Origin of the sequence: Flavobacterium sp. 316 (genome assembly GCF_000967805.1) — a bacterium.
Taxonomy (GTDB): Bacteria; Bacteroidota; Bacteroidia; order Flavobacteriales; family Flavobacteriaceae; genus Flavobacterium; species Flavobacterium sediminilitoris.
In genome coordinates this window covers 42,684-68,080 of sequence record NZ_JYGZ01000007.1, presented here as the reverse complement: position 1 = coordinate 68,080, position 25,397 = coordinate 42,684, and the positions used below count along the sequence as shown (strand labels likewise).

Genomic DNA, 25,397 nt, shown 5'->3' with positions numbered 1-25,397 from the left:
GTTAAACAATAATTCCAAACTTCTTTTTTTTAGTATTTTTGAACAAACTAAATTTAACTATGCCAACCGACTGTATCAGCTATCAAAATTCAGGATATTTTTCTAACTTAATGATCGATTATTTAAATAAAAAAGAGGAACTGAAACAACTGTACAATCGTTTTCCAAAACTGGAGAATTTCAAAGCACAACTCACTGAAAAACAAGCTAATTTCCCTTTTGAAAATAGAAAAATTTTAGTTACTGCTTTAGAAAAACAATACGAGAATTTTCCAATTTCTGAAAGTACTTTAAACCATATTAAACTTTTAGACGATTCAAACACTTTTACAATAACAACAGGTCACCAATTAAATTTATTTACAGGTCCGTTGTACTTTTTGTATAAGATTATTTCTACTATTAATTTATGTAAAACATTACAAAAAAAATATCCAGAAAATAACTTTGTACCTATTTATTGGATGGCCACTGAGGATCATGATTTTGAAGAAATCAATTATTTTAACCTAGATGGAAAGAAAATCCAATGGAAAAAAGACAGTTTTGGACCTGTTGGACGGTTGTCAACGGAAGGTTTAGATGTTGTTTTTGAGGAATTTTCGAAAGCCATTGGGATTAGTGATCATGCCAATTATTTAAAAGAGTTGTTCCAAAAAGCCTATTTAGAACATTCGAATTTGACCAATGCTACTCGTTTTTTGGCAAACGAATTGTTTAAAAATGAAGGTTTAGTTATTATTGATGGTGATGATAAAAATTTAAAACAGCTTTTTATTCCTTATGTAAAGGAAGAATTGTTACATCAAACCTCAAGTGAAGAAGTTTTAAAGACCAATGACCATTTAGCCGATTATAAAATTCAGGTCAATCCTAGAGAAATTAACTTGTTTTATATTGAAGATGATATGAGAGAAAGAATCGTCTTTGAAAACAATCAATATAATGTTTTGAATACCAAAATGACTTTTTCGGAAACAGAAATTCTTGCTGAATTAGAAAATCATCCTGAAAAGTTTAGTCCGAATGTGATTTTGAGACCTTTGTATCAAGAAGTGGTTTTACCTAATTTGTGTTATATTGGTGGTGGTGGAGAATTGGCTTATTGGTTGGAATTACAATCTAATTTTGAAGCGAATAAAATTACTTTTCCAATGCTTTTATTGCGAAATTCGGTTCTATTAACTACTGAAAAACAAGCTCAAAAAGCAGATAAATTAGACTTAAGTTGGGCAGATTTATTTAGTACTCAAAATGATTTGTTGACCAATAAAACCAAAGCCTTATCTCAATTTACCATTGATTTTTCAGATCAAAAAGCCCATTTGCAACAACAATTTATTGGTTTAAAAGAAATGGCAAAGCAAACCGACAAATCCTTTATAGGAGCTGTAGAAGCACAAGAGAAAAAGCAACTAAAAGGTTTAGAAAATCTAGAAAAACGCTTACTAAAAGCAGAAAAAAGAGTGTTAGCAGAAAAACTAGAACGCATGACGGCTTTGCAAAATGAGTTGTTTCCTGGAAAAAGTTTACAAGAACGAAAAATTAATTTTGCTGTGTTTTATGCTGAATTTGGACCTGCTTTAATTGAGAAGCTTTTGGAAGCGTTGAAACCTTTGGAGCAGGAGTTTACTGTGGTGGTTTTGTGAGAATAAATTTCCTATATTAGTTTTTATTAAATAAACATATGAGTATAGAACATCACCCAAAGTTTGACGATTCAGGATTCTATAAAATAAATGATAATCATTTAATGGTATTTTTACATTCTGACGGATTTACCGAAAGACTGTTGGGTGTTGATATTTTCATAACTAAATTTTATGAAGTAGAAATTTATTTAAGATCTTTTAAAAAAGGAAACAATTATGGAGATTTTAGATATGAAAACCATACTGTTAAGCTTCCAAATGAAGTATTTAATTTTCTTAAAAAAATTAATCAACTTGAAAAGTTAGAGTTTGGATATAATAAAATTGATAAAAGTTTTATGGAAGATTGTCAAAGACAAGAGATTTTATTTAATCATAGCGGAAAAACAATTGGCTTTTTTATTAGTGGAGGAATGACTCTTAAAATAGACGATTTTGAAACTGATTTTGGTCAAAGCTTTTATGCTTTTTATAAATTCTTGGACAATTGGAAGGAAAAAATTTATATCGATTTTAATGAAAATCACACTTAATATCTAAAAAACACAAGTCCAAACCTATATCCTAAAATCTTTGCAAATTTTATTTATATATTTATAAATCCCTTAAAGAAGAAAACTAATTATACATAAAATAGCATTGGGAAGTCGTCAAAAAAAACATGAGAAAAAAAGAAAATAATATAAAATTTTATACACTTATTTTTAGTGTATTAGCTTTATTACTTCAAAGTTGTTTTTTAGATTGCTCATATCATGAAAAAATTGAGTTTGATAACATCAATAAAAGCATAAAAGTACTTTCAGATAATTATTGTATTATTTCCTTAAGATTAACCGAATACGAGCCTATGGAAGGATACATCAGAGAAATTAAAAACAATAATTTTAAAATTGATTTCGATTTAAATGAAACAGTGAAAAATGTTAATTTGTCAGTTCTCCTTAATTCTAAAGAAAATGATTCAATACTAACACTTTTAGATGAAAAATATATCGCATTCGATTTAGTTTTACATGTGATTGAACCAAAATCACATTCCGAAGAAATAAAGCATATCCATTTTGTAAGTGAACAAGTTGAAAAAGGAGAAAAAGTATTTGAAAGTGAGGGTTGTAAGTAAGAAAAAACTCTTGTAACAATCTTTTTCAGTTATTGCTAAACTTAATTAAATCTAAAATTCTCTCTAATAGTTTTAATATTCTAATCTAATTAAAATCTTTTAAGCAAAAATCTAATCCAATCATTTTGTATTTTTACTACATGAAACAGCAACTCCTACATCTAATAACCACAACCAAACTCCTAACTTTACACCAAACCTCATCTATCATCTTAATAGATGCTAGTAATGGTAAAAATGCGTATGACAATTATTTAGATAGTCATTTACAAGGGGCTTTGTTTGTCGATTTGAATACGCAATTGGCAGACATAAAAGAAGATGTGGCTGTTGGTGGCCGTCATCCTTTGCCTACTGTAGAACAATTTTCAAAAGTTCTTTCTGATTTAGGCATTATTCCTGAAAGTCATGTGGTGGTTTATGATGATAAAAATGGAGCGAATGCTTCGGCTCGTTTTTGGTGGATGATGAAAGCGGTTGGGCATGAAAAAGTACAAGTTTTAAATGGTGGAAAAAGTACTGCTGAAGCTGTTGGATTTCCATTAGCAAAAGGAATTGAAAAGGCAGAAAAAGTGGGACTTTATCCTGTTACGAATTGGCAATTATCACAAGTTAGTATGGATGAAGTTGAAAAAGCGACTACAAATCCAGATGCAATCATTATTGACGTTAGAGAAACAGCTCGTTATAAAGGTCATGTAGAACCTTTGGATTTAATTGCTGGTCATATTCCGAATGCTGTGAATGTGCCTTTTTCGAGTAATTTGGATGAAAACGGTTTGTTTTTATCTCCTTCCCTGTTAAAAGAAAAATACGAAACGGTTTTTCAAGATATTCCTGTCGAAAATCAGATTGTACATTGTGGTTCGGGTGTTACGGCTTGTCATACCCTTTTAGCGATTGCTAGTGCTGGATTAGACATTCCAAAATTGTATGTAGGTTCGTGGAGTGAATGGTCAAGAAATGGGAAGGAAATTGTGACTGAAGAATAGATTTATTTGTCTTTATTAACTAAAATTTCATAAAAAAACCTGATTCAAAACAATTTTAAATCAGGTTCTTTATATTAAATCTATTATTACATTTCTGTTTGTTCCTCTACAACAACCTCGTTGTCTATTTCCTCAATATCCAACGGATCTTCCATAACATCTACTTCAATTTTAGAGGCTTTAATGGTATTGAATTTTTCTAAAGCAGCTAAATCGCCTTCTTCTCCACTAAAATAAGGAAAAACATCTATTATAGGTGATTCTGAAATAGCAGGAATGGTGTAATCTCCCATAGTGTCTTTCATAGCATGAACGGTATTGTCATACGCTTCTTTTACATCATTGGCTTGTACTAATAAATACATACTTGTTTTTCGTTCTTTCCCACTTTCTTCATCATAGGCTACTAAAGAAACTTTTGATTTAAACCAACGATCTGCTTTTTCAAATGGATGAATTTCTGCGTAATTGGCAAATTTTATATTGGTAATCTTAAATTCTTCACTTACATAAGCTGCCATTTCTTCATTTATTCTTCTTTCTGCTTCTGTATAAGAAATCGCATCTATTAAATAGGGTTCAGTTGTAACTTTTTGTATTCCGTTTTCATCAATTTTTCTATATTTTACTTTACATTCATACCAAATTGCACTCATAACTTTTACTTTTTTTAAGGATGCCAAAGATAATTTTTAAAGAAAAATAATCTCCATTATTTCATAAATAGATATTCACAATTTTGATTATATTAACTTCAATTTTACGAAATATAATATTTTTTATTTTTTAACAAATTGACTATCTTTTTATTACTGTAGTTATTACAGTTTTTCTAATAAAGATATTTTAGGTAATATAGAATTTTTATTACTTTGATTAGTTGTTTCAAAGTAGAGAATAACAAATCAACTATTTAATCTATTAAATACGTGCAAATACGCATTTTTTTTTGTATTTAATTAAATCTTATATTTGAAAAAGACAATCAAAACTTCTTGATATTTATTTAAATCATGTATGTAAAATTGGTCTATTCATTTCACAACAAACAAACAAACAAATCAATTATGAAAACAAAATTCTTATTACCATTATCGTTGCTATGTTTAAACACATTCTTTTTTAAAGCAATAGATGTTTTTTATCCTTTTAAAAATGACACGAAATCATCTTCTTACAAAATTTCACAAAAAGAAGAACAGACTGGAACTCCTACTGTTGATTTTGTTTCTTTTAGTAATGGAATTGGAGAAACCGATTATTTTTGCACAAGCCATGTAGGAAATAGTTATGAAATTTATCCAAAACTTTCTAATACAAGTCATCAAATTAGACTTAGAAAATATCCTAGTTTGAATATTGTATATAGTTCTTCTACAAATTATTATGGCGATTCTGGAACATTAAATTATACACCATCACCAGGCTGGTATGTTTTAGAGGTTAAAAGAACTAATTCTTATGGCACTACTGATTGGGTTGGCTATGAAGTAGAATTCGTAGATTGTTCACAAAATAATGGTGGAGGAAATGAATATCGTGTTTATCCTAATCCTACTTCTGAAATACTGATTGTTGAAGAATCTAGTAAAAGTAAAACACAGAACAATAAAACTCATGGATTAAATAAAATTAATTCTTCTTCTACATACGAATTATATGATTTTAACTCAACTCTTGTAAGCAGAGGAAAAATAAATGATATTACTAATATTGACATCTCTAATTATAAAAAAGGAGAGTATATCTTAAAGATAAATTCGAAAGGAAAATCAAAAACGCATCATGTAATAATTGAATAAAGCAAATTATAAAACTTTCGAATTTAAATGATTTCAAAAAACATTAGTAATAAACATATTGTTGAAAATACAATAAGTAAATTAAATAATATATTTATGACAATGAGAAATAAAAGAGAATTGTCTCAAGAAGAACGTGATGAAATACTTAAAACATTAAAAGTACGCTTTGAAAAAAACATGAATCGTCATAAAGATTTGGAATGGACTAAAATTCAAACAAAATTAGAAGCCAATCCTGAAAAATTATGGTCTCTCTATGAAATGGAGCAAACTGGTGGAGAACCAGATGTTATTCGTTTTAACGAGAAAACTAATGAATACTTTTTTTATGATTGCTCAATAGAAACGCCTAAAAATCGTAGAAGTCTTTGTTACGATCGTGATGCTTTAGAAGCACGAAAAGAACACAAACCTAAAAACAATGTTATTGATGTTGCTACTTCTATGGGTATTGAACTTTTAACAGAACAACAATATAGAGAGTTACAAAACTTTGGAAATTTTGATACAAAAACATCTAGTTGGATCAAAACACCATCTGAAATTAGAGAACTCGGTGGTGTATTATTCGCTGATTTTCGCTACAATACCGTTTTTGTGTATCATAATGGAGCACAATCTTATTATGCTTCCAGAGCCTTTCGTGGTTGTTTAAAAGTTTAGTATATATTTTCCTTGAAGAAATCTACAAAAGCTACCCAATCAAGGTAGCTTTTTATTTAACCCTTGAAAATATTGTTTCATTATAAGCAATAAACTACTTTTGCACTTTGTAAATAACAAATCTTACATAGTAAATTTCAATGAATTACCTTTCAGTAGAAAATATATCAAAAGCTTACGGAGAACGCGTTTTATTTGACAACGTTTCTTTCGGAATCAATAAGGATCAAAAAATAGCTTTCATTGCTAAAAATGGTTCTGGAAAAACGACCATTATGAATATGATTAATGGTTTAGATGAGCCTGATACAGGTCAAATTGTACTTCGTAAAGGAATCAATATGGCTTTTTTATCACAAAACAATAATCTTCAAGATGAATTAACTATTGAGGAAAGTATTTTCGCATCTGATAATGATACTTTGAAAGTAATTGAAGCTTATGAAAAAGCATTAGAAAATCCAGAAGATGAAGAGGTTTATCAAAGAGCATTTGATGATATGGATCGTCATAACGCTTGGGATTTTGAAACGCAATACAAACAAATCCTATCTAAATTAAAATTAGAAGACTTAAAACTAAAAGTTAAAAACCTATCTGGTGGACAAAAGAAACGTTTATCATTAGCCATTATATTGATTAATCGTCCTGATTTATTAATTTTAGATGAGCCAACCAATCACTTGGATTTAGAAATGATTGAATGGTTAGAAGATTATTTTGCAAAGGAAAATATTACCCTTTTTATGGTTACGCACGATCGTTTTTTCTTAGAACGTGTTTGTAATGAAATTATCGAATTAGATAACAACAAATTATACCAATATAAAGGAAACTATTCTTACTATTTAGAAAAGAAAGAAGAAAGAATCGCTTCTGAAAATGCAAGTGTGGATAAAGCACAAAATCTATTCGTAAAAGAATTAGCATGGATGCGTCGTCAACCAAAAGCAAGAACTACAAAATCAAAATCGCGTCAGGATGATTTTTACAAAATCAAAGAAAAAGCAGAAAGCCGCAGAAAAGAAAATGTAGTAGAACTTGAAATTAACATGGAAAGAATGGGTAGCAAAATCATTGAAATGGTTAAGGTTACTAAAAAATTTCCTGAAAAAACAATCCTTGACGAATTTTCGTATTCTTTTCAACGTGGAGAACGTATTGGTATCATTGGTAAAAACGGAACAGGTAAATCAACTTACTTAAACATTCTCACACAAACGATCCAACCTGATTCTGGTAAAGTAATTGTAGGTGATACCATTAAAATAGGTTATTATACACAAAGCGGAATTAATCCAAAACCAGGTCAAAAAGTAATTGATATTATTAAAGAATATGGCGAGTATATTCCGCTTACAAAAGGCAAAATCATTTCTGCATCACAATTACTAGAACGTTTCTTATTTGATGCCAAAAAACAATATGATTTTGTTGAAAAACTAAGTGGTGGTGAATTAAAGCGTTTATATCTATGCACTGTTTTAATCCAAAATCCAAATTTTTTAATTCTCGATGAGCCTACAAACGATTTAGACATTGTAACATTAAATGTGCTTGAAAGTTTCTTATTAGACTTCCCTGGATGTTTATTAGTTGTAAGTCATGATCGTTATTTCATGGATAAAATTGTAGATCACTTATTCGTATTTAGAGGAGAAGGACAAGTTGAAGATTTCCCAGGAAACTATTCCGATTTTAGAAGTTATGAAGATTCTACTGAACCAAAAAGTTTAAATAACGTTAGTACAGAAAAAACAAATTGGAAAGAAAAAAATACTACTTCAACTGGATTATCTTTCAATGAACAAAAAGAATTCAATAAAATTGAACGCGAAATAAAAGATTTAGAATTCAATAAAAAAGAAATCGAGAAATTATTTTCAGATGGAAAAGTTGCCGATGCAGATATTGAGAAAAAAGCAAACGAACTTCAAAAAGTAATCCAAACTCTTGAAGAAAAAGAAGAGAGATGGTTTGAGCTATCTAGCAAAATAGAATAATTTTAAAGTAATTAATTAGAGGGTAATTAACGTCATCAAAAAACTAATTACCCTTTATTAATACTAATTACTAAAAAAATGTTACACATAATAAGATCATATCTAAAATTCCTTTGGAAAGCTAAGAATGAACATGGAATTCATTCTCCATTTGTCTATAATTTAGTTACTCAATGCTTTTATGATAAAACTAAATATCCAGAATATAAAAACCTAGAAGAGTATCGAAATTCCCTTTTAAAAAATCAAAACACAATAGAAGTAACCGATTTTGGAGCAGGTTCAAGAGTTTTTAAATCCAATACCAGACAAATAGGTAAAATTGCTAAAACAGCAGGAATAACTCAAAACAATGCTAAATTATTATTTCGTTTAGTTAAATATTTTAAGCCCAATTCAATTTTAGAAATAGGTACATCATTAGGTTTAGCTACTTCTGCTCTTTCATTAGGAAATAGAAATGCAACAACAATAACACTTGAAGGCTGTCCAAATACATTATCAACTGCCAAAAATCAATTTCAATTATTAAAATTCGATACTGTAAATATTAATTTTATAAACACCGAATTTTCAAATTATCTTAAAAATTACAGCTTAAACACTTCCTGTTGTGAACTTATTTATTTCGATGGAAATCATTCTAAAAAAGCAACATTAGACTATTTTGAACTTTTATTGCCAACTATAACAAACGATACTATTTGGATTTTTGATGATATTCACTGGTCAAAAGACATGGAAGAAGCTTGGAAAACAATAAAAAATCATTCAAAAGTTACTGTTACAATTGATACTTTTCAATGGGGAATTGTATTTTTTAGACAAGAACAAGAGAAAGAACACTTTATTATAAACACGAATAAAACACTAAGTTCATTTCTTTTTGAAAAAATAAAATTCTAATTGTAACAAAATCATCACTTTTTCTACTTATTAGAAGTTATGAATTCTTTTCTGAATTCCGAATTTTAAAATTCTAAATTTAAATGGCACAACCAATCATCGAAATAAAAGATATTAAAAGAGATTTTCCTCTTGGAGAAGAAATTATTCACGTTTTAAAAGGAATTGATTTAACTATTAACAAAGGAGAATATGTAGCATTAATGGGACCATCTGGTTCAGGAAAATCTACACTTATGAATCTTTTAGGATGTTTAGATACTCCCACATCTGGAAGTTATGTTTTAAATGGAAAATTAGTTTCTGAAATGCATGATGATGAATTAGCCGAAATTCGTAACAAAGAAATAGGATTTGTCTTTCAAACTTTTAATCTAATGCCAAGAACAACAGCATTAGACAATGTTGCATTACCAATGGTTTATGCTGGCTATTCAAAATCTGAAAGAAATGAAAGAGCTACAGAAGTACTCACACAAGTAGGATTAGCCGACAGAATGGATCACAAACCAAATCAACTTTCTGGTGGTCAAAGACAACGTGTAGCTGTTGGACGAGCATTAGTAAACAAACCAGCTATTATTCTTGCTGATGAACCTACAGGAAACTTAGACAGTAAAACATCAGTAGAAATCATGAATCTTTTCAATGACATTCATGCCAATGGAAACACTGTAATATTAGTAACTCACGAAGAAGACATTGCTGCTTATGCACATAGAATAATTCGTCTTAGAGACGGTATTATAGAAAGTGATATTACAAACAAATAACACTCTTTTCTATTAAAAAAAGTCTTATTAAAAACGAGTGTTTAGCACATTTCCGCCATTCTTATTCCTGCTTTATGTTGCAATCTTAATGCTAAAATTATTTTTAACATTAAGGATTTCCTCTTCAATCAGGGCTATTAAATAAATCATTTTTACTTTTATCAAGTTTAAGTTATCTTTGATAAAATTTACATAAAGTCATGATACTTCCACTTTCAATTATTATAATTTTATACATTATCTTAAAGGTTTTGCATAAAAAATATCCTAATAATATGAATCATAGAAAATCATTTCATTTAAAGTCAAATAAGAGAAATGATAATGAAAAAGAAACTATCTAAAATACTTAAAAGTATTATTTTAATAATAATAGTTCTTTCTGGATTACTTTACTTTTTTCAGGAAAAAATAATATTTCTACCTGAGAAACTAGATAAAAACTACGACTTTTCTTTTAAAAATGATTTCGAAGAATTAAATTTTAAAACAAATGATAATACAACTTTAAATGGTTTATTATTCAAAGCAAAAGAATCTAACGGTTTAGTATTTTATCTTCATGGAAATGCAGGTTCATTAAAAAATTGGGGGTACATTTCAGATCTATATACCAATTTTAATTATGATATATTCATTCTTGACTATCGCGGATTTGGAAAAAGTGAAGAAAAAATAAAAAATGAAGAACAATTATTCGAAGACAATCAATTAGTTTATAACAAATTAAAAGAAAAATATCCTGAAAAAGATATTATTGTAATTGGATATTCAATAGGCTCAGGATTAGCTGCAAAATTAGCTTCAGAAAACAATCCAAAACATTTAATTTTACAAGCCCCTTATTATAGTTTAACTGATTTAGTAAAAAGTAAATATTCATTCATTCCTACATTTCTTTTAAAATATAAAATAGAAACCGATAAATTTCTAAAAGATTGTAAAATGCCAATAACAATATTTCATGGAGATAATGACAATGTCATTTATTATGAATCATCTGTTAAATTAAAAAATCAATACAAAGACGAGATAAACTTTATCACTTTAAAAGGACAAAATCACAATGGAATCAATGAAAATTATGAATACGCATATCATTTAATGAATATTTTAAAATACAAACCCAAAGAAATTATAAATGAAAGTTTACACAAAAACAGGAGATAAAGGCACTACAGCTCTTTTTGGAGGAACACGAGTACCTAAACATCATATAAGAATAGAAAGTTATGGAACAGTTGATGAACTAAACTCGCATATCGGTTTAATTCGAGATCAAGACATAAACTCAGATTACAAATCTGTTTTAATTGAAATACAAGATCGATTATTTACACTCGGTGCTATTTTAGCAACTCCACCAGAAAAAGAAATTTTAAAAAATGGGCAGCAACGATTAAATATAAACCGAATTTCTGAAGAAGACATCCAATATTTAGAAAAAGAAATCGATAAAATGGATACAGAATTACCGCAAATGACTCATTTTGTTCTTCCAGGCGGTCACACTACTGTGTCATATTGTCATATTGCACGTTGTGTATGTCGCAGAGCAGAACGTTTATCTGTTCATCTTAATGAAATAGAACCGACAGATATACATGTTCTCACCTACTTAAACCGACTTTCTGACTACCTTTTTGTACTGGCACGAAAGTTGTCTCATGACTTAAAAGCAGATGAAGTTAAATGGATTCCAAGAAAGTAATCATCAACAGAATATAACAACCAGTTTCTGCTAACTGGAACTGTAAATTGAAAACTAAAAACACGTTCTTACAAATAATTAAAAATAAATCAAAAAAAACTTGCATATTTAAGTTAAAAAATTACTTTTGCATAAATTTAAATCGATAGAAAAATGTATTGGACATTAGAATTAGCATCCTACCTGAGTGATGCTCCATGGCCTGCTACCAAAGACGAACTTATCGACTACGCAATCAGAACTGGTGCACCACTAGAAGTAGTAGAAAATCTTCAATCAATTGAAGATGAAGGAGAAATTTACGAATCTATGGAAGAAATCTGGCCTGATTATCCAACAGATGACGACTATCTTTGGAATGAGGATGAATATTAAAAAATAAAATCAAAGCAACTAGAAAAAGTCTCATACTGAGGCTTTTTTTTGTAAATTTATACACGAATTTGAAAAAATAATAGACAATATTATGAGTATAATTAATTCTATACTGAAAGCTTTTGTAGGAGATAAATCTCAAAAAGACGTAAAAGCTATTCAACCACTTGTAACAAAAATAAAAACATTTGAATCGGCTCTTATGTCGCTTTCTCATGATGAATTGAGAGCTAAAACAGCCGAGTTCAAAGAAAAAATAAAAACTGCAAGATCTGAAAAAGATAATCAAATTGCAGAATTAAAACAAAACGCAGAACAAACTACAGATATTGATGCGCGTGAAGATATTTATTTAGAAATTGATGCACTTGAAAAAGAAGCTTACGAAATTTCTGAAAAAGTATTAAATGACATTCTTCCTGAAGCATTTGGCGTATTAAAAGAAACAGCACGTCGTTTTAAAGATAACACTTCAATAACAGTTAGCGCAACTGCAAAAGACAGAGAATTATCTGCAATAAAGCCATATATTACAATTGAAGGAGATAGCGCTAATTGGGCAAATTCATGGGATGCTGCTGGTAAAGCCATCACTTGGGATATGATTCACTATGATGTTCAGTTAATTGGTGGTGTAGTACTACATCAAGGTAAAATTGCCGAAATGCAAACAGGTGAAGGTAAAACTTTAGTAGCAACACTTCCATTATATTTAAATGCTCTTACTGGAAATGGAGTGCATTTAGTAACAGTAAATGATTATTTAGCGCGTCGTGATAGTACTTGGAAAGCACCTTTATTTGAATTTCATGGTTTAACTGTTGATTGTATCGACAATCATCAACCTAATACTGCTGCACGTAGAAAAGCATACAATGCTGATATTACTTATGGTACAAATAACGAATTTGGTTTCGATTATTTACGTGATAATATGGCACATTCACCTGAAGACTTAGTACAAAGAAAACATAACTTTGCTATTGTTGATGAGGTCGATTCTGTATTAATTGATGATGCCCGTACACCATTAATCATTTCTGGACCAGTTCCTCAAGGTGATCGTCATGAATTTAATGAATTAAAGCCAAAAGTTGATAATTTAGTTACTCTTCAACGTAAATTAGCAACAGATTGTTTAACAGAGGCAAAAAAATTAATTAAAGAAGGAAATACAAAAGAAGGTGGATTTTATTTACTTCGTTCTTACAGAGCTATTCCTAAAAACAAAGCATTAATTAAATTTTTATCAGAAGATGGAGTAAAACAATTACTTCAAAAAACTGAAAATCATTATATGCAAGATAATAATAGAGAAATGCCTAAAATTGATGAAGCATTATACTTTGTTATTGAAGAAAAAAACAATCAAGTTGAATTAACGGATAACGGAATACAATTTTTATCTAAAGATACTGATGAACATTTCTTCGTTCTTCCAGATATTGGAACAGAAATTGCTAGAATTGAAAAATTAAATTTAGCAAAAGAAGAAGAAGCTGAAAAAAGAGAAGAATTATATAAAGATTTCTCTGTAAAATCAGAACGTATTCATACTCTTACACAATTATTAAAAGCTTATACTTTATTCGAAAAAGATACAGAATATGTAATTATGGACAATAAAGTTATGATTGTAGATGAGCAAACAGGCCGTATTATGGACGGTCGTCGTTACTCAGATGGTTTACACCAAGCAATTGAAGCTAAAGAAAATGTAAAAATTGAAGCTGCAACTCAAACTTTTGCAACTGTTACATTACAGAATTATTTCCGTATGTATAGCAAATTAGCTGGTATGACGGGTACTGCGGTTACAGAAGCTGGCGAATTTTGGGAAATATACAAATTAGATGTAGTTGAAATACCAACAAATAGACCAATTGCACGAAAAGATAAAGAAGATCTAATTTATAGAACCGTTCGTGAAAAATTCAATGCTGTTATTGAAGATGTAGTTGTATTATCAAAAGCTGGTCGACCAGTATTAATTGGTACAACTTCGGTTGAAATTTCAGAATTATTGAGTCGAATGTTAAAAATCAGAAACATTCCTCACAATGTATTGAATGCAAAAATGCACAAAAGTGAAGCAGAAATAGTTGCTGAAGCGGGTAAACCAGGAGTTGTAACTATTGCTACAAACATGGCTGGTCGTGGAACAGATATTAAACTATCTGACGAAGTTAAAAAAGCAGGTGGTTTAGCTATTATAGGAACAGAGCGTCACGATTCTCGTCGTGTTGACCGTCAGTTACGTGGTCGTGCTGGTCGTCAAGGAGATGTAGGTAGTTCTCAGTTCTATGTTTCTCTTGAAGATAATTTAATGCGTTTATTTGGTTCTGAAAGAGTAGCTAAAGTAATGGATAGAATGGGATTAAAAGAAGGTGAAGTAATTCAACATTCTATGATGACTAAATCTATTGAAAGAGCACAAAAAAGAGTGGAAGAAAACAACTTTGGAGTACGTAAACGTTTATTAGAATATGATGACGTTATGAATGCGCAAAGAGAAGTTGTTTACAAACGTCGTCGTCATGCATTACATGGAGAGCGTTTGAAAGTGGATATTGCAAACATGATGTATGATACTTGCGAACTTATTGTTCAAAACAATAAATTAGCTGGTGATTTTAAAAACTATGAGTTCGAATTAATTCGTTATTTTTCAATTAGTGCTCCAATCTCTGCTGCTGACTTTTCAAAGCTTCAGGAAAGAGAAATTGTAACCCAAACTTATAAAGCGGTTTTACAACATTATACTGAAAAATCAGAAAGAAATACAAAAGAAGCTTTCCCTGTTATTAGAAATGTATATGAAAATAATAATGGTCAATATGAGCGTATTGTAGTTCCATTTACAGATGGTATTAAATCTTTAAACATTGTAACTGATTTAGAAAAAGCTTATAATTCTGAAGCAAAATCTTTATTAACTGATTTTGAAAAGAATGTATCATTAGCTATTATTGATGAAGCGTGGAAAAAACACCTTCGTAAAATGGATGAGCTAAAACAATCTGTTCAGTTAGCCGTTCATGAACAAAAAGACCCTTTACTAATCTATAAATTTGAAGCTTTTAATTTATTCAAAAAGACAATAGATGATGTAAACAAAGAAGTAATTTCTTTCTTGTTTAAAGCAGATTTACCTTCTCAAAATCCGAATGCTATTAGTGAAGCAAAAGAAGTTAGAAGAAAAGAAAACTATACTGAAAGTAAAGATGAAGTTCTAAATACTGACGAATTAGCCGCAAGAAACAGAGAAGCTGGTCAACAAGTACAAAATCGTCCGCAAGTTACAGAAACAATCGTTAGAGAAACTCCTAAAATTAATCGTAATGATACTGTTACCATTAAACATGTTATGAGTGGAAAGAGCGAAACTATGAAATTCAAAAAAGCAGAAAGTATGATTGCTTCTGGAGAATGGGTTCTCGTTAACGAATAAATTTAAAATATAATCCAAAATATATCCTCAATTGGTAAAACAGTTGAGGATTTTTTTATCTTTGATAAATTAAAAAAATAAACATGAAATCAAAATTTATCTTTCTAAGTATTTTATTTGTTTGCACCCTAAATAGTTTTGCACAAGATTTGCAAAGTCTAAAAACAGAAGCTTTAAAAGCTTATAAAGCCAGTGCAACTATGGATTATGATTTAATATTTGAAACTACATATCCAAAAGTTTTTGATATAATTCCTAAAGAATCAATGAAGGACATGTTTGGACAAATGATGGAAAACGAGCAATTTTCAATTAAACTTATTGAAGTTGATCCTAATTTTTCATTTGGAACAATTAAAAAAATTGGCAATCAAACATTTTGTCTTGTAGATCATGATAATGTTATGACAATGAAGTTTAAAACACCAATGGAAGATGCAGAAGGGATGATCGATATTTTTAAAAATTCAATGGATGCAAAAAATGTAATTTTTGAAAAAGAAGAAAATCAATTTAAAATTGAATTGCGTTCAACATTGATTGCTGTTGCTGATGAAAGCACTAAAAACAAATGGAAATTTTTAAATAAAGACAAAGAAAATCAATTATTTAATATGATTTTTGATGAAAAAATAAAAACAGAATTAGGACTATAAAATGGAAAACGAAATTATTTATTCCACTTTTTTTAATGCTGTCCAAGAAAGCATAGCTAATGGTACATTTGCTAAACTTACTTTAGCTAAGACTGTTGGTAAACCAGAATTACAGAACATATATGTGAGAATGCATGTTGAAGATAATATTTTAAAAACAGCTATTACTTTTAAAATTTACACTGGTGAAAAAGAAGAAATTGTAAAAATTTCTGAAGTAAAAGATATTGAAGCTGATTTAATGCCCCATATTAATAATCCTTTCTTATCAGCTTTATTATTTACAACAGAAGCTGATATTACCATGAAATTAAACAAAAAAAGAGTTGCTTCGATTATTGAACAACCTCCAACATTTAAAAATGCTGATCCGGTTTTATTGGAATTTTTAGGTTAGAGAATCTTCCAAACTCAAATAAAAAACGCTCCAAATAGTATTTTAGAGCGTTTTTTATATTTTAAAGAAAACACATTATTATTCTTCCATTTCAAGAAAAATAGGTTCTTTCATAATATTATCTGCCAATAATTCTATTCTTTCTGTTATTTGACTGCAAAAGAATATACGTTGTCCTTTTTGAATACTTTCCATTAAACGCAAGATAATAGATTCATATCTGTTTTTTAGCAAAACATCTATATCATCAAAAGCGGTTAACTGTAGAGTATTAACATTGAATCCTGCTGAAGAAAACATTTGATTTAACTTATTTGGAGTACCTACTAAAACATCAACTCCTAAAGAGATTAAATTTTTATCTTCATCTAAATCGGTTTTATCATGTGTTCCAAAAACTCTAAGCTTATTTCTCTTATTGTATAGTTCAAATAACTCTAAGACCTCTAATACTTTTGACTTATCATCAACAAGTATTAACGCTCTTGGAGATTCTTGAAAAGGTTGTTTCAACTTATGAATAATATTAATTACCATAGCAGTTGTTTTACCTGTATTTTTTCCTCCTTGAATTACAACATCTGCTCCACTTTTTATTGGTGAAAATGTTTCTAATTGCAATTCTGTTGCTTCCGTCAATCCGTTTTCAATTAAAGCAATCTTGAGGTCTTCGTTTATTTTTTTTAAATTCATTATTTTTTGTCATTGGTCACTAATAAAGCTAGATTCTCTATATTGATGTTCTAAAATTATTAATCACTTCATATTATTTACTCGCAAACATTTTCACGTCTTGTTCTGATATTTCTGATCCTCCAAGTATTATTAATCGCTCAACTACATTACGAAGTTCACGTATGTTTCCTGTCCAGTCATATTCTTGTAATAACTTTATGGCTTGAGAACTAAACTTTTTTGGAGCATTTCCTTGTTCATTTGCTATTTTAACTGAAAAATGTTCTAGCAATTCTGGAATATCTTCTCTTCTTTCGTTTAAGGCTGGAACTTTTATTAAAATTACTGCAAGTCTATGGTATAAATCTTCTCTAAATCGTCCTTCTTCTATTTCTTTACTTAGATCTTTGTTTGTTGCCGCAACTACTCTTACATCTACTTTAATATCTTTGTCTGCTCCTACTCTTTGTATTAAATTTTCTTGTAAAGCTCTAAGCACTTTAGCTTGTGCTGGTAAACTCATATCGCCAATTTCATCTAAAAAAATGGTTCCTTTGTTAGCAGCTTCAAATTTACCTGCTCTATCTTTTACTGCGGATGTAAAAGCTCCTTTTACATGCCCGAATAATTCGCTTTCAATTAATTCGCTAGGTATTGCCGCACAGTTCACTTCTATTAAAGGGAAAGAAGATCGATCACTTTTTTCATGTAATTGATGTGCTACTAATTCTTTACCTGTTCCATTTGCTCCTGTTATTAATACTCTTGCATCTGTAGGTGCAACTTTATCAATCATAATTCTTATATGATTAATAGAATCGCTATCACCTATCATTTGGTAATTTTTGCTTACTTTTTTCTTTAGAATTTTATTTTCAACAACGAGTTGTTTTCTATCTAAAGCATTTCGTACTGTATTTAATAACCTATTTAAATCAGGTGGTTTTGATATATAATCAAATGCCCCTAATCGCATGGTATTAACTGCGGTTTCTAAATCTCCATGACCTGATATCATGACTATTGGTATTTCTGGTTTTATTTTTTTTACTGCTTCTAAAACCTCAACACCATCCATTTTTGGCATTTTTATATCGCAAAGAATTAGGTCGTAATCATCATTTTTAACTTTTTCTACACCTTGTAATCCATCTTCTGCTTCTTCTACTTGATAGGTATCGTTTTCTTCTGAAAGAATTTTTGTTAAGACTCTTCTAATAGCTGCTTCGTCTTCAATTACTAATATCTTTGGCATTACTATGTTGTATTATAAAATTACTGGTTTAAAGTTAGCAAAAATACAATACAATTACTAACTAGCCCTGATTGAAGCGATATCTTTTTTGTTTTAAATTTAAAACAAAAAAATAAAGCGAAAAGCAGGAATATGAAATAATAAATAAGGTTTTAACTTTCGCTTTTATTTACTTATAATGTGAATATCGCGTTGTGGAAATGGAATAGCAATATTATTTTGTTTAAATGCTTCGTCTATTCTAAAACGAATATCGCTTTGTATCCTTGGACTTTTCATTCCATTATTTACATAGAAGTAAACAGAAAAATCTAATGATGAATCGCCAAAGTTTCCAAATAGTACTGATATTTCTTTTGTGTTTACTACTCCTTCTACTCCTTTGACGCAATCTTCTAATATTTTTTTAACTAATTTAATATCGGTTCCGTATGCAACTCCTACGTTTACTTGTTCTCTATTAATAGTTCCGTTTTGTGTCCAATTGAATAAGGTTTCTACCATGAATTTATGGTTTGGAATTACCATTACTCTATCGTTACGAGTAATCATTCGAGTGGTTCTTAGTCTTATTTCTTTAACTTCTCCTACTTTTCCATCTACTTCAATGATATCACCAACATGTAGTGATTGATCTAAAATGATTAATATTCCTGAAATTAAGTCTTGAAAAAATGTTTGCAATGCAAAACCAATACCTACAAATAATGCGGCTGAAGCTGTTAAAAACACACTCATGTTTACACCCGAAGAATGTAGTGTAAACATAAATACTAAAACATATACTACGTATTTAACAAACTGGAAAACACTAATGAATTTATTTTTATCTTCATTAGGTAATTTTCTGGTTATTAAAACTCTAACAAACCTAAGAACAATTCCAGTTAGTATTAATGCTGTAACTAAGACTACTATTGTAAGTACTGTTACATCTATTGTTTTTGTATCTATAAGTTTATAATTGAGTATGTATTTTATCGTTTCTAACATTTATCCCTTTTTTTTAACACCAATACCTGAATATACTTTAGCATCGTACTTTTTTAGTTCTTCTTGACTAAATAAAATACCCGATTCTCTAGTTAGATATTGGCTTCTTATATTAATTATTGCATCACAACAATTGTTAATTGCTAATATTCTTAACTCTTCTAAAAGATCTTTATCTTGTTTTTGATGTTCATTACTCTTTATTTCAAGTAGTCCAATTTTTTCATATTCGAAGTCTATTTTTTCACATTCAAAAAACATATCTACTTCTTTTATATTTTTATCACAATCTTTATTTTCTTCTACTCCTTTTAAAGATGTAAAATCTCTTTCATAAGACATTCCAACATAACAAGATTGAAAAAGAAACACTAAAAATACAATTATTACAATAAGAACTTTTTTCTTCATTACTATTCTTAATACTTAAGCCATTTAAATAATTCTTTCCACGTTGGTTTTTTCCCATACATTAAAATACCAACTCTATAAATTTTTGCGGCAAACCAAACTACAAAAACAAAAGTAGCAAATAAAATAATTATAGATAAAATTAATTGCCAATAATGCTCAGGTCCTAAAAATGGAACTCTCATTAACATAACAATAGGTGATGTAAATGGAATTATTGAAAATATTGTTGCAACTGTTCCATGTGGATCGTTTATAACGGTAAAAAAGCCTATATAAACCCCTAAAATTAATGGTAAAATAATAGGTAATAAGAATTGTTGCGAATCGGTTTCAGAGTCTACTGCTGCTCCAATTGCTGCATATAATGAGCTATATAAAAAGTATCCTCCTATGAAATATAGAATAAAACAAACTAACATTAATAATAATGGTAGGTTTAGAATTTCATTGAAATACATTTGAACTTTTGCCATTCCTACGCTTTGCTGAGCTGTTTCCATCATTTCTGGTGAAACTGATGCTGTAGAACTCATTTGTAAACCAAATACATTTTGAGCCACAAACATTAAGATTAAACCAACAACTAGCCAAATTGCAAATTGTAATATTCCTGCAAAGGAGTTTCCTATAATTTTACCCATCATTAGTTGGAATGGTTTAACTGAGGAAATGATAATTTCAATAATACGATTCGTTTTTTCTTCAATAACACTTCTCATTACAAAGTTTCCATAAACGATGATGAACATCATGATTAAATATCCCATTAATCCACCTATAAAAACTTTTATTTCGTTTAATCCTTTTAAGCTTTCTTCACCAGAAAATTTAGACAGTTTTAATGTAGAGTTCGCTTTAGCATTTTCTATTTTACTTTCATCTAGCCCTAATTTTTTAAAATTATTTGATGTTAAAACTGAATCAACTACTTTTTCTACATCTCCGATAAAGTCTAAACTTGCGCTACTTTCTGAGATATATTCTACTTTATCTTTTAGAATTTCTAATGAATCTACTTTTGGAATATATAATAAACCTTCATAACTATTTAAAGCAGTATCTTTTGCTGCTGCAAAAGACATAGATGATAAGTCTGTATAATGTGTGTTTTTATCGTTTTTAAAGTTATTTTTTAAATAGCCTGCTTCGTCATGAATTGCTATTTCTGTAGCTTTATCTTTATTCATTGTTGACAAATATCCTACTAGAACTGCAATTCCGACAAATAATAATGGACTTAAAAAGGTCATTACTATGAACGATTTATTACGAACCTTTGCTATAAATTCTCTTTTTATAATTAAAAATAATGTATTCATAATTTGATGTTAGAAATTTGATGTTAGGATATTATTCACTAACTGTTTGAATAAATATATCGTTTACACTTGGTATTTTTTCTACAAAATGGGTTACCTGACCAAAACTTGTTAGAATAGAAAGCAATTCATTTGATGAATAGTTTCCTAATTGTACTTCTAATTTTAAATCGTTATTTAATGATTTGAAATCGGTTTGACTAATTTTAAATTTTTGTGTTAATTGATACATTAAGCTTTCTACATTATCCGTCAAAATTCCTATTTGAAATGTGTTACTTCTATATTTCTGCTTTACATCGGTAAGCTTTCCTTCAATTAGTTTATTCGATTTATGAATTAATGCAATATAATTACACATTTCTTCAACGCTCTCCATTCTATGAGTTGAGAATATAACGGAAGTTCCTTGCTTATTTAATTCAATGATTTCGTCTTTTATAAGGTTTGCATTAACAGGATCAAAACCAGAGAAAGGTTCGTCTAATATTAATAATTTTGGCTTATGTAATACTGTTACAACAAATTGTATTTTTTGAGCCATTCCTTTTGATAATTCTTGAATTTTTTTATTCCACCAGTCTTGAATTTCTAGTTTTTCAAACCAATATTTTAATTGTTTTTTAGCTTCTTGATTTGACAAGCCTTTTAATTGTGCTAAATACAAACATTGTTCTCCTACTTTCATGCTTTTATATAATCCTCTTTCTTCTGGAAGATAACCTATATATTGTACATGTTCCGGTTTTAATTTTTCACCATCTAGTAAAACAATTCCAGAATCGGGCATTGTTATTTGATTGATAATTCTAATTAATGTTGTTTTTCCTGCTCCATTAGGACCTAATAATCCATAAATACTACCTGTTGGAATGGCTAAGGATACATTATTCAAAGCTGTGTAATCTCCATATTGTTTGATTACATTATTAACTTCAAGAATATTACTCATATTTTATTATTATTAAACAGCTGATGCTGAAATATTTAAAAGGATTATACAATGTATGATTGTTAAATATATTAATTCTTTATTTTCTGTATAAGGGAAATTATAGTTTGTTATAATATAATTTGTTTTCCAATTTCTCCATGTATACTTGGTTTCAATTTTACAAATTTGGTTCTCCAGGCCATCTAATATTATATAATTTGAATTCCAAAAACTTTCTTTTTTTAAAATTAGAGAATTTAAAATTTCATTTTCAATATAATTAATTTTAATTATCGAATTCCAGCCAAAGATAAACTCTAAAATTACTTTATCTTTTATTTTGGCTTTAAAATTTGACTTCCAAATGTTCATTTTTTCTATTGAACAATTAGTTTTATTTTCAATTGATATTTTTGGATTGTTGTGATTATACCATTTTTCATAGGATAATTGAGCAATAATTGAGCTATTGTGTATTAAATTATACTTTCTATAATTTTGAGAAATTATTTTATATTCATCCATACTATAGCATTTACCTAGTTAGTATAGAGATTTTAATTTTGTTACAAAAAACCCACCCCTTTTTTACGAAGGATGGGAAAAATTGCTATGAAAAAGAAAAATTCACTCCCATAAGGAAGTGAATCTCAAATGTATATATTTTTATTCAATTATGAAAACATATCTTTTACTTTTTCAAAAAAAGATTTTTCTGATTTTTCTGGTGAAGGAATAAAGTTTTCATCATTTATCATTTTTTCAAAAAAGCTTTTTTGTTCTTTATTTAATGTTTTAGGTGTCCAAACATTAACATGAACTAATAAGTCTCCATTTCCATATCCATTTAAACTTGGTATTCCCTTTCCTTTCAAACGTAAAATTTTACCTGATTGAATTCCTTCTTCAAGTTTAATTCTTACTTTTCCTCCTACTGCTTCTATTTCTTTAGAAACACCTAATGCTGCTTCTGGAAAACTTACATATAAATCATAATGAAGATTTTCACCTTCTCGTTTTAAAAATTCATGTTCTAATTCTTCAATGGCTACAATTAAATCTCCTGGAATACTATTACTTCCTGGTGCTTCATTTCCTTTATTTGATACTTTTAATTGCATTCCATCTACAACTCCAGCAGGAATTTTGATTGAAACAGTATCATCTTCCATTATCATTCCATATGCATCTGCTCCAGCAGGCTTATGATCTAAAATTTGTCCAGAACCTCCACAAGTATTACAGGTTGTTGCTGTTTGCATTCTACCTAAAATAGTATTGGTCACTCTCATTATTTGTCCACTACCATTACATGTAGAACATGTTCTATATGATACTCCTTTAGCTTGAATTTTTCTTTTTACTTTTATCTTCTTTTCAACTCCATTTACAATTTCTTCAAGTGTTAGCTTTACTTTTATGCGAAGGTTACTTCCTTTTACTCTTCTTTGTCCTCCTCCATTAAAACCACCGCCGAAACCAGAAAAACCACCTCCACCAAAAGCACTACCAAAAATATCTCCAAATTGACTAAAGATATCATCCATATTCATGTGACCGCCACCGCCAAATCCGCCTGCTCCATCAAATGCAGCATGACCATATTGATCGTAACGTGCTTTTTTGTCAGCATCACTTAGAACTTCATAAGCTTCAGCAGCTAATTTGAAATTTTCCTCTGCTTCTTTATCACCAGGATTTTTATCTGGATGATATTGAATTGCTTTTTTTCTATACGCTTTTTTAATTTCTTCAGCAGAAGCTCCTTTGCTAATACCTAATATTTCGTAAAAATCTTTTTTCATATATTAATTTTTGAACTAGTTCTAAATTTATCCTAAATAGATTTAGAACATTAGAACCGCTATTTTTAAGCTCTTAATTGCCAATAACAACTTTAGGGAAACGTATAATTTTATCTCCTAACTTATATCCTTTTTCAATTACATCTACAATTTTCCCTTTCAAATCTTCAGAAGGTGCTGGAATTTGTGTAATTGCTTCTGCAAAATCTGCATCAAAAGCATCTCCTGTTTTCACTTCAACTTCTTCAAGTCCTTTTGATACTAATGTTGATTTTAATTTCTCTTGAATTAGTTGTATTCCTTTTACTAATGCTTCATCTTCAGACTTTGAGATTTGACTCCAAGCTCTATCAAAATCATCTAAAACAGGCAACATTGCTTGAAGAACTTCTTGATTTGCGGTTTTAAATAAATCAATACGCTCTTTTGATGTTCTTTTTTTATAATTTTCGAACTCTGCAAATAAACGCAAGAATTTATCTTTTTCTTTTGCTAATTCGTCTTGAAGCTGCTCTTCAACCGATATCTCTGGTTGTTGATTTTCTGAAACATTTTCCTCTTGAATATTTTCTTTTTCTTCGATGCTTTCAGTACTTTCTTGATTCATATTTTGATAATTATTTTAAACGTTTTTATATTTCATATAATTATTGCAAATGTACTGCCAAATCATTAAAAATGTCAAATTGTCATAAAAAAAATACACCATCGCTGTTAGTTTATTTTTTTATTTAATCTTAATTTTAATTACATTTGATTCCTAATTATAAAAAATATATAAATTCAAACTACAATGAAGAAAAACATTTTAAGCTTAGCGTTAATTACTATTATTAGTTTAACTGGTTGTAAAAAAGAAACTACAACAGAAGAAACTGTAACTCCTGAACCTACTGTTGAAACTGTAGACGCTATTACATTTAACATAGATAATGCATCATCAAGCGTTGCATGGATAGGATCTAAGCCAACTGGAAAGCACAACGGTACAATTACTGTTAAAGAGGGTAATTTTGATGTAATTGATGGAAAAGTTTCAGGAGGTACATTTGTAATGGATATGAATTCAATTACGGTTACTGACTTAGAAGGTGATGATAAATTAAATTTAGAAACTCACTTAAAAGGAACTGGTGACAAAGAAGCAGAAGATCATTTTTTTAATACTGCAAAATTCCCAACAAGTACTTTTAAAATAAATTCTATTACTGAAACTGATGGTGTTTCTACAGTTAATGGTACTTTAACAATGAAAGACATTTCGAAAGAAGTTAGTTTTCCTGCAAAAATTTCAATCACTGATTCTGAAGTTTCATTAGTATCTGAGCCTTTTAAAATTAACAGAACACTTTGGGGAGTTAACTATGCTTCAAAATCAATTTTCGATGATTTAAAAGATAAATTTGTTGATGATGAGATTGAATTAACTGTAACTGCAAAAGCTACTAAATAATAGAAATCAACTATTAATTATACACAAAAGCCTCATTTTTTA

At 29.0% G+C, this 25,397-nt stretch carries 26 protein-coding genes; 16 read left to right on the top strand and 10 right to left on the bottom strand.

From position 1 onward, the window contains the following. Nucleotides 1-59: 59 nt before the first annotated feature. From bshC to SY27_RS15445, 4 genes are all read left to right on the top strand, one after another. On the top strand, nucleotides 60-1,649 hold the full coding sequence (bshC, locus tag SY27_RS15460; RefSeq protein ID WP_045972006.1) for a bacillithiol biosynthesis cysteine-adding enzyme BshC: 1,590 nt from the start codon (nucleotides 60-62) through the stop codon (nucleotides 1,647-1,649). Between the two features lie 38 nt (nucleotides 1,650-1,687). Beyond that, complete coding sequence (locus SY27_RS15455) at nucleotides 1,688-2,185, top strand: hypothetical protein (protein ID WP_045972004.1); 498 nt, start codon at nucleotides 1,688-1,690, stop codon at nucleotides 2,183-2,185. A 128-nt stretch (nucleotides 2,186-2,313) separates the two neighbouring features. Further along, nucleotides 2,314-2,775: a hypothetical protein gene (locus tag SY27_RS15450; RefSeq protein ID WP_045972002.1), complete on the top strand. Its 462-nt coding sequence runs from the start codon at nucleotides 2,314-2,316 to the stop codon at nucleotides 2,773-2,775. A 140-nt stretch (nucleotides 2,776-2,915) separates the two neighbouring features. Continuing rightward, nucleotides 2,916-3,767 (top strand): sulfurtransferase, encoded by an 852-nt coding sequence (locus SY27_RS15445; protein ID WP_045972001.1) that lies wholly within the window; start codon nucleotides 2,916-2,918, stop codon nucleotides 3,765-3,767. An 86-nt stretch (nucleotides 3,768-3,853) separates the two neighbouring features. On the opposite strand, the gene SY27_RS15440 is transcribed toward SY27_RS15445, so the two are convergent. Beyond that, nucleotides 3,854-4,423 carry a DUF4494 domain-containing protein gene (locus tag SY27_RS15440; RefSeq protein WP_045972452.1) on the bottom strand — a complete coding sequence of 190 codons (570 nt, stop codon included), beginning with the start codon at nucleotides 4,421-4,423 and terminating at the stop codon, nucleotides 3,854-3,856. A 411-nt stretch (nucleotides 4,424-4,834) separates the two neighbouring features. Between SY27_RS15440 and SY27_RS15435 the strand changes: the two genes are divergently transcribed. The 11 genes from SY27_RS15435 (at nucleotide 4,835) to SY27_RS15385 (ending at nucleotide 16,507) form a co-directional block, all read left to right on the top strand. Beyond that, nucleotides 4,835-5,569, top strand: coding sequence for a T9SS type A sorting domain-containing protein (locus tag SY27_RS15435; RefSeq protein WP_161794164.1), 735 nt, complete (start codon nucleotides 4,835-4,837; stop codon nucleotides 5,567-5,569). 102 nt (nucleotides 5,570-5,671) lie between these two features. Then, nucleotides 5,672-6,235 (top strand): DUF4256 domain-containing protein, encoded by a 564-nt coding sequence (locus tag SY27_RS15430; protein WP_152640783.1) that lies wholly within the window; start codon nucleotides 5,672-5,674, stop codon nucleotides 6,233-6,235. 140 nt (nucleotides 6,236-6,375) lie between these two features. Further along, complete coding sequence (locus SY27_RS15425; protein ID WP_045971997.1) at nucleotides 6,376-8,238, top strand: ABC-F family ATP-binding cassette domain-containing protein; 1,863 nt, start codon at nucleotides 6,376-6,378, stop codon at nucleotides 8,236-8,238. A gap of 78 nt (nucleotides 8,239-8,316) precedes the next feature. Then, nucleotides 8,317-9,144 (top strand): O-methyltransferase, encoded by an 828-nt coding sequence (locus SY27_RS15420; protein WP_045971995.1) that lies wholly within the window; start codon nucleotides 8,317-8,319, stop codon nucleotides 9,142-9,144. Nucleotides 9,145-9,227: 83 nt separating this feature from the next. Continuing rightward, nucleotides 9,228-9,917, top strand: a complete 690-nt coding sequence (locus tag SY27_RS15415) for an ABC transporter ATP-binding protein (RefSeq protein WP_045971993.1) — start codon at nucleotides 9,228-9,230, stop codon at nucleotides 9,915-9,917. A 324-nt stretch (nucleotides 9,918-10,241) separates the two neighbouring features. Then, nucleotides 10,242-11,087 carry an alpha/beta hydrolase gene (locus SY27_RS15410; RefSeq protein WP_045971991.1) on the top strand — a complete coding sequence of 282 codons (846 nt, stop codon included), beginning with the start codon at nucleotides 10,242-10,244 and terminating at the stop codon, nucleotides 11,085-11,087. Next, nucleotides 11,059-11,628, top strand: a complete 570-nt coding sequence (locus tag SY27_RS15405; protein WP_045971989.1) for a cob(I)yrinic acid a,c-diamide adenosyltransferase — start codon at nucleotides 11,059-11,061, stop codon at nucleotides 11,626-11,628. The genes SY27_RS15410 and SY27_RS15405 overlap by 29 nt, the downstream gene beginning before the upstream one ends. 153 nt (nucleotides 11,629-11,781) lie before the next feature. Further along, on the top strand, nucleotides 11,782-12,003 hold the full coding sequence (locus SY27_RS15400; protein ID WP_045971987.1) for a DUF2795 domain-containing protein: 222 nt from the start codon (nucleotides 11,782-11,784) through the stop codon (nucleotides 12,001-12,003). Between the two features lie 91 nt (nucleotides 12,004-12,094). Beyond that, complete coding sequence (gene secA, locus SY27_RS15395; protein ID WP_045971985.1) at nucleotides 12,095-15,454, top strand: preprotein translocase subunit SecA; 3,360 nt, start codon at nucleotides 12,095-12,097, stop codon at nucleotides 15,452-15,454. 83 nt (nucleotides 15,455-15,537) lie between these two features. Then, entirely contained in the window at nucleotides 15,538-16,110 is a 573-nt protein-coding gene (locus SY27_RS15390) for a hypothetical protein (protein WP_045971983.1), read from the top strand. Nucleotide 16,111: 1 nt separating this feature from the next. After that, nucleotides 16,112-16,507, top strand: coding sequence for a hypothetical protein (locus SY27_RS15385; protein ID WP_045971981.1), 396 nt, complete (start codon nucleotides 16,112-16,114; stop codon nucleotides 16,505-16,507). A 78-nt stretch (nucleotides 16,508-16,585) separates the two neighbouring features. Here the strand turns inward: SY27_RS15385 and SY27_RS15380 are convergent, their stop codons facing one another. The 9 genes from SY27_RS15380 to SY27_RS15340 form a co-directional block, all read right to left on the bottom strand. Next, nucleotides 16,586-17,200, bottom strand: a complete 615-nt coding sequence (locus SY27_RS15380) for a DEAD/DEAH box helicase (protein ID WP_045971979.1) — start codon at nucleotides 17,198-17,200, stop codon at nucleotides 16,586-16,588. Between the two features lie 73 nt (nucleotides 17,201-17,273). Beyond that, nucleotides 17,274-18,437 (bottom strand): sigma-54 dependent transcriptional regulator, encoded by a 1,164-nt coding sequence (locus SY27_RS15375; RefSeq protein WP_045971976.1) that lies wholly within the window; start codon nucleotides 18,435-18,437, stop codon nucleotides 17,274-17,276. Nucleotides 18,438-18,602: 165 nt separating this feature from the next. Then, nucleotides 18,603-19,430, bottom strand: coding sequence for a mechanosensitive ion channel family protein (locus SY27_RS15370; RefSeq protein ID WP_045971974.1), 828 nt, complete (start codon nucleotides 19,428-19,430; stop codon nucleotides 18,603-18,605). Then, entirely contained in the window at nucleotides 19,431-19,841 is a 411-nt protein-coding gene (locus tag SY27_RS15365; protein ID WP_045971972.1) for a hypothetical protein, read from the bottom strand. Between the two features lie 8 nt (nucleotides 19,842-19,849). Further along, nucleotides 19,850-21,163, bottom strand: coding sequence for an ABC transporter permease (locus SY27_RS15360; protein WP_045971970.1), 1,314 nt, complete (start codon nucleotides 21,161-21,163; stop codon nucleotides 19,850-19,852). A 31-nt stretch (nucleotides 21,164-21,194) separates the two neighbouring features. Next, nucleotides 21,195-22,115 carry an ABC transporter ATP-binding protein gene (locus SY27_RS15355; protein WP_045971968.1) on the bottom strand — a complete coding sequence of 307 codons (921 nt, stop codon included), beginning with the start codon at nucleotides 22,113-22,115 and terminating at the stop codon, nucleotides 21,195-21,197. 12 nt (nucleotides 22,116-22,127) lie between these two features. After that, on the bottom strand, nucleotides 22,128-22,622 hold the full coding sequence (locus tag SY27_RS15350) for a hypothetical protein (protein WP_045971966.1): 495 nt from the start codon (nucleotides 22,620-22,622) through the stop codon (nucleotides 22,128-22,130). Nucleotides 22,623-22,771: 149 nt separating this feature from the next. Next, a complete protein-coding gene (gene dnaJ, locus SY27_RS15345) occupies nucleotides 22,772-23,902 on the bottom strand; it encodes a molecular chaperone DnaJ (protein WP_045971964.1) in 1,131 nt (376 codons plus the stop codon). A 73-nt stretch (nucleotides 23,903-23,975) separates the two neighbouring features. After that, a complete protein-coding gene (locus tag SY27_RS15340) occupies nucleotides 23,976-24,509 on the bottom strand; it encodes a nucleotide exchange factor GrpE (protein WP_045971962.1) in 534 nt (177 codons plus the stop codon). Between the two features lie 186 nt (nucleotides 24,510-24,695). Between SY27_RS15340 and SY27_RS15335 the strand changes: the two genes are divergently transcribed. After that, complete coding sequence (locus SY27_RS15335) at nucleotides 24,696-25,355, top strand: YceI family protein (protein WP_045971959.1); 660 nt, start codon at nucleotides 24,696-24,698, stop codon at nucleotides 25,353-25,355. Nucleotides 25,356-25,397: the final 42 nt, after the last annotated feature.

What these genes read in the sequence shown, in the direction of transcription:
- SY27_RS15410 (WP_045971991.1), top strand. Translation starts at nt 10,242, where the DNA reads ATGAAAAAGAAACTATCTAAAATACTTAAAAGTATTATTTTAATAATA.
- SY27_RS15450 (WP_045972002.1), top strand. Translation starts at nt 2,314, where the DNA reads ATGAGAAAAAAAGAAAATAATATAAAATTTTATACACTTATTTTTAGT.
- dnaJ (WP_045971964.1), bottom strand. Translation starts at nt 23,902, where the DNA reads ATGAAAAAAGATTTTTACGAAATATTAGGTATTAGCAAAGGAGCTTCT.
- SY27_RS15375 (WP_045971976.1), bottom strand. Translation starts at nt 18,437, where the DNA reads ATGCCAAAGATATTAGTAATTGAAGACGAAGCAGCTATTAGAAGAGTC.
- SY27_RS15340 (WP_045971962.1), bottom strand. Translation starts at nt 24,509, where the DNA reads ATGAATCAAGAAAGTACTGAAAGCATCGAAGAAAAAGAAAATATTCAA.
- SY27_RS15355 (WP_045971968.1), bottom strand. Translation starts at nt 22,115, where the DNA reads ATGAGTAATATTCTTGAAGTTAATAATGTAATCAAACAATATGGAGAT.
- SY27_RS15440 (WP_045972452.1), bottom strand. Translation starts at nt 4,423, where the DNA reads ATGAGTGCAATTTGGTATGAATGTAAAGTAAAATATAGAAAAATTGAT.
- SY27_RS15415 (WP_045971993.1), top strand. Translation starts at nt 9,228, where the DNA reads ATGGCACAACCAATCATCGAAATAAAAGATATTAAAAGAGATTTTCCT.
- SY27_RS15405 (WP_045971989.1), top strand. Translation starts at nt 11,059, where the DNA reads ATGAAAGTTTACACAAAAACAGGAGATAAAGGCACTACAGCTCTTTTT.
- SY27_RS15380 (WP_045971979.1), bottom strand. Translation starts at nt 17,200, where the DNA reads ATGAATTTAAAAAAAATAAACGAAGACCTCAAGATTGCTTTAATTGAA.
- SY27_RS15425 (WP_045971997.1), top strand. Translation starts at nt 6,376, where the DNA reads ATGAATTACCTTTCAGTAGAAAATATATCAAAAGCTTACGGAGAACGC.
- bshC (WP_045972006.1), top strand. Translation starts at nt 60, where the DNA reads ATGCCAACCGACTGTATCAGCTATCAAAATTCAGGATATTTTTCTAAC.
- SY27_RS15360 (WP_045971970.1), bottom strand. Translation starts at nt 21,163, where the DNA reads ATGAATACATTATTTTTAATTATAAAAAGAGAATTTATAGCAAAGGTT.
- SY27_RS15350 (WP_045971966.1), bottom strand. Translation starts at nt 22,622, where the DNA reads ATGGATGAATATAAAATAATTTCTCAAAATTATAGAAAGTATAATTTA.
- SY27_RS15445 (WP_045972001.1), top strand. Translation starts at nt 2,916, where the DNA reads ATGAAACAGCAACTCCTACATCTAATAACCACAACCAAACTCCTAACT.
- SY27_RS15385 (WP_045971981.1), top strand. Translation starts at nt 16,112, where the DNA reads ATGGAAAACGAAATTATTTATTCCACTTTTTTTAATGCTGTCCAAGAA.
- SY27_RS15400 (WP_045971987.1), top strand. Translation starts at nt 11,782, where the DNA reads ATGTATTGGACATTAGAATTAGCATCCTACCTGAGTGATGCTCCATGG.
- SY27_RS15390 (WP_045971983.1), top strand. Translation starts at nt 15,538, where the DNA reads ATGAAATCAAAATTTATCTTTCTAAGTATTTTATTTGTTTGCACCCTA.
- SY27_RS15420 (WP_045971995.1), top strand. Translation starts at nt 8,317, where the DNA reads ATGTTACACATAATAAGATCATATCTAAAATTCCTTTGGAAAGCTAAG.
- SY27_RS15430 (WP_152640783.1), top strand. Translation starts at nt 5,672, where the DNA reads ATGAGAAATAAAAGAGAATTGTCTCAAGAAGAACGTGATGAAATACTT.
- SY27_RS15455 (WP_045972004.1), top strand. Translation starts at nt 1,688, where the DNA reads ATGAGTATAGAACATCACCCAAAGTTTGACGATTCAGGATTCTATAAA.
- SY27_RS15435 (WP_161794164.1), top strand. Translation starts at nt 4,835, where the DNA reads ATGAAAACAAAATTCTTATTACCATTATCGTTGCTATGTTTAAACACA.
- SY27_RS15365 (WP_045971972.1), bottom strand. Translation starts at nt 19,841, where the DNA reads ATGAAGAAAAAAGTTCTTATTGTAATAATTGTATTTTTAGTGTTTCTT.
- secA (WP_045971985.1), top strand. Translation starts at nt 12,095, where the DNA reads ATGAGTATAATTAATTCTATACTGAAAGCTTTTGTAGGAGATAAATCT.
- SY27_RS15335 (WP_045971959.1), top strand. Translation starts at nt 24,696, where the DNA reads ATGAAGAAAAACATTTTAAGCTTAGCGTTAATTACTATTATTAGTTTA.
- SY27_RS15370 (WP_045971974.1), bottom strand. Translation starts at nt 19,430, where the DNA reads ATGTTAGAAACGATAAAATACATACTCAATTATAAACTTATAGATACA.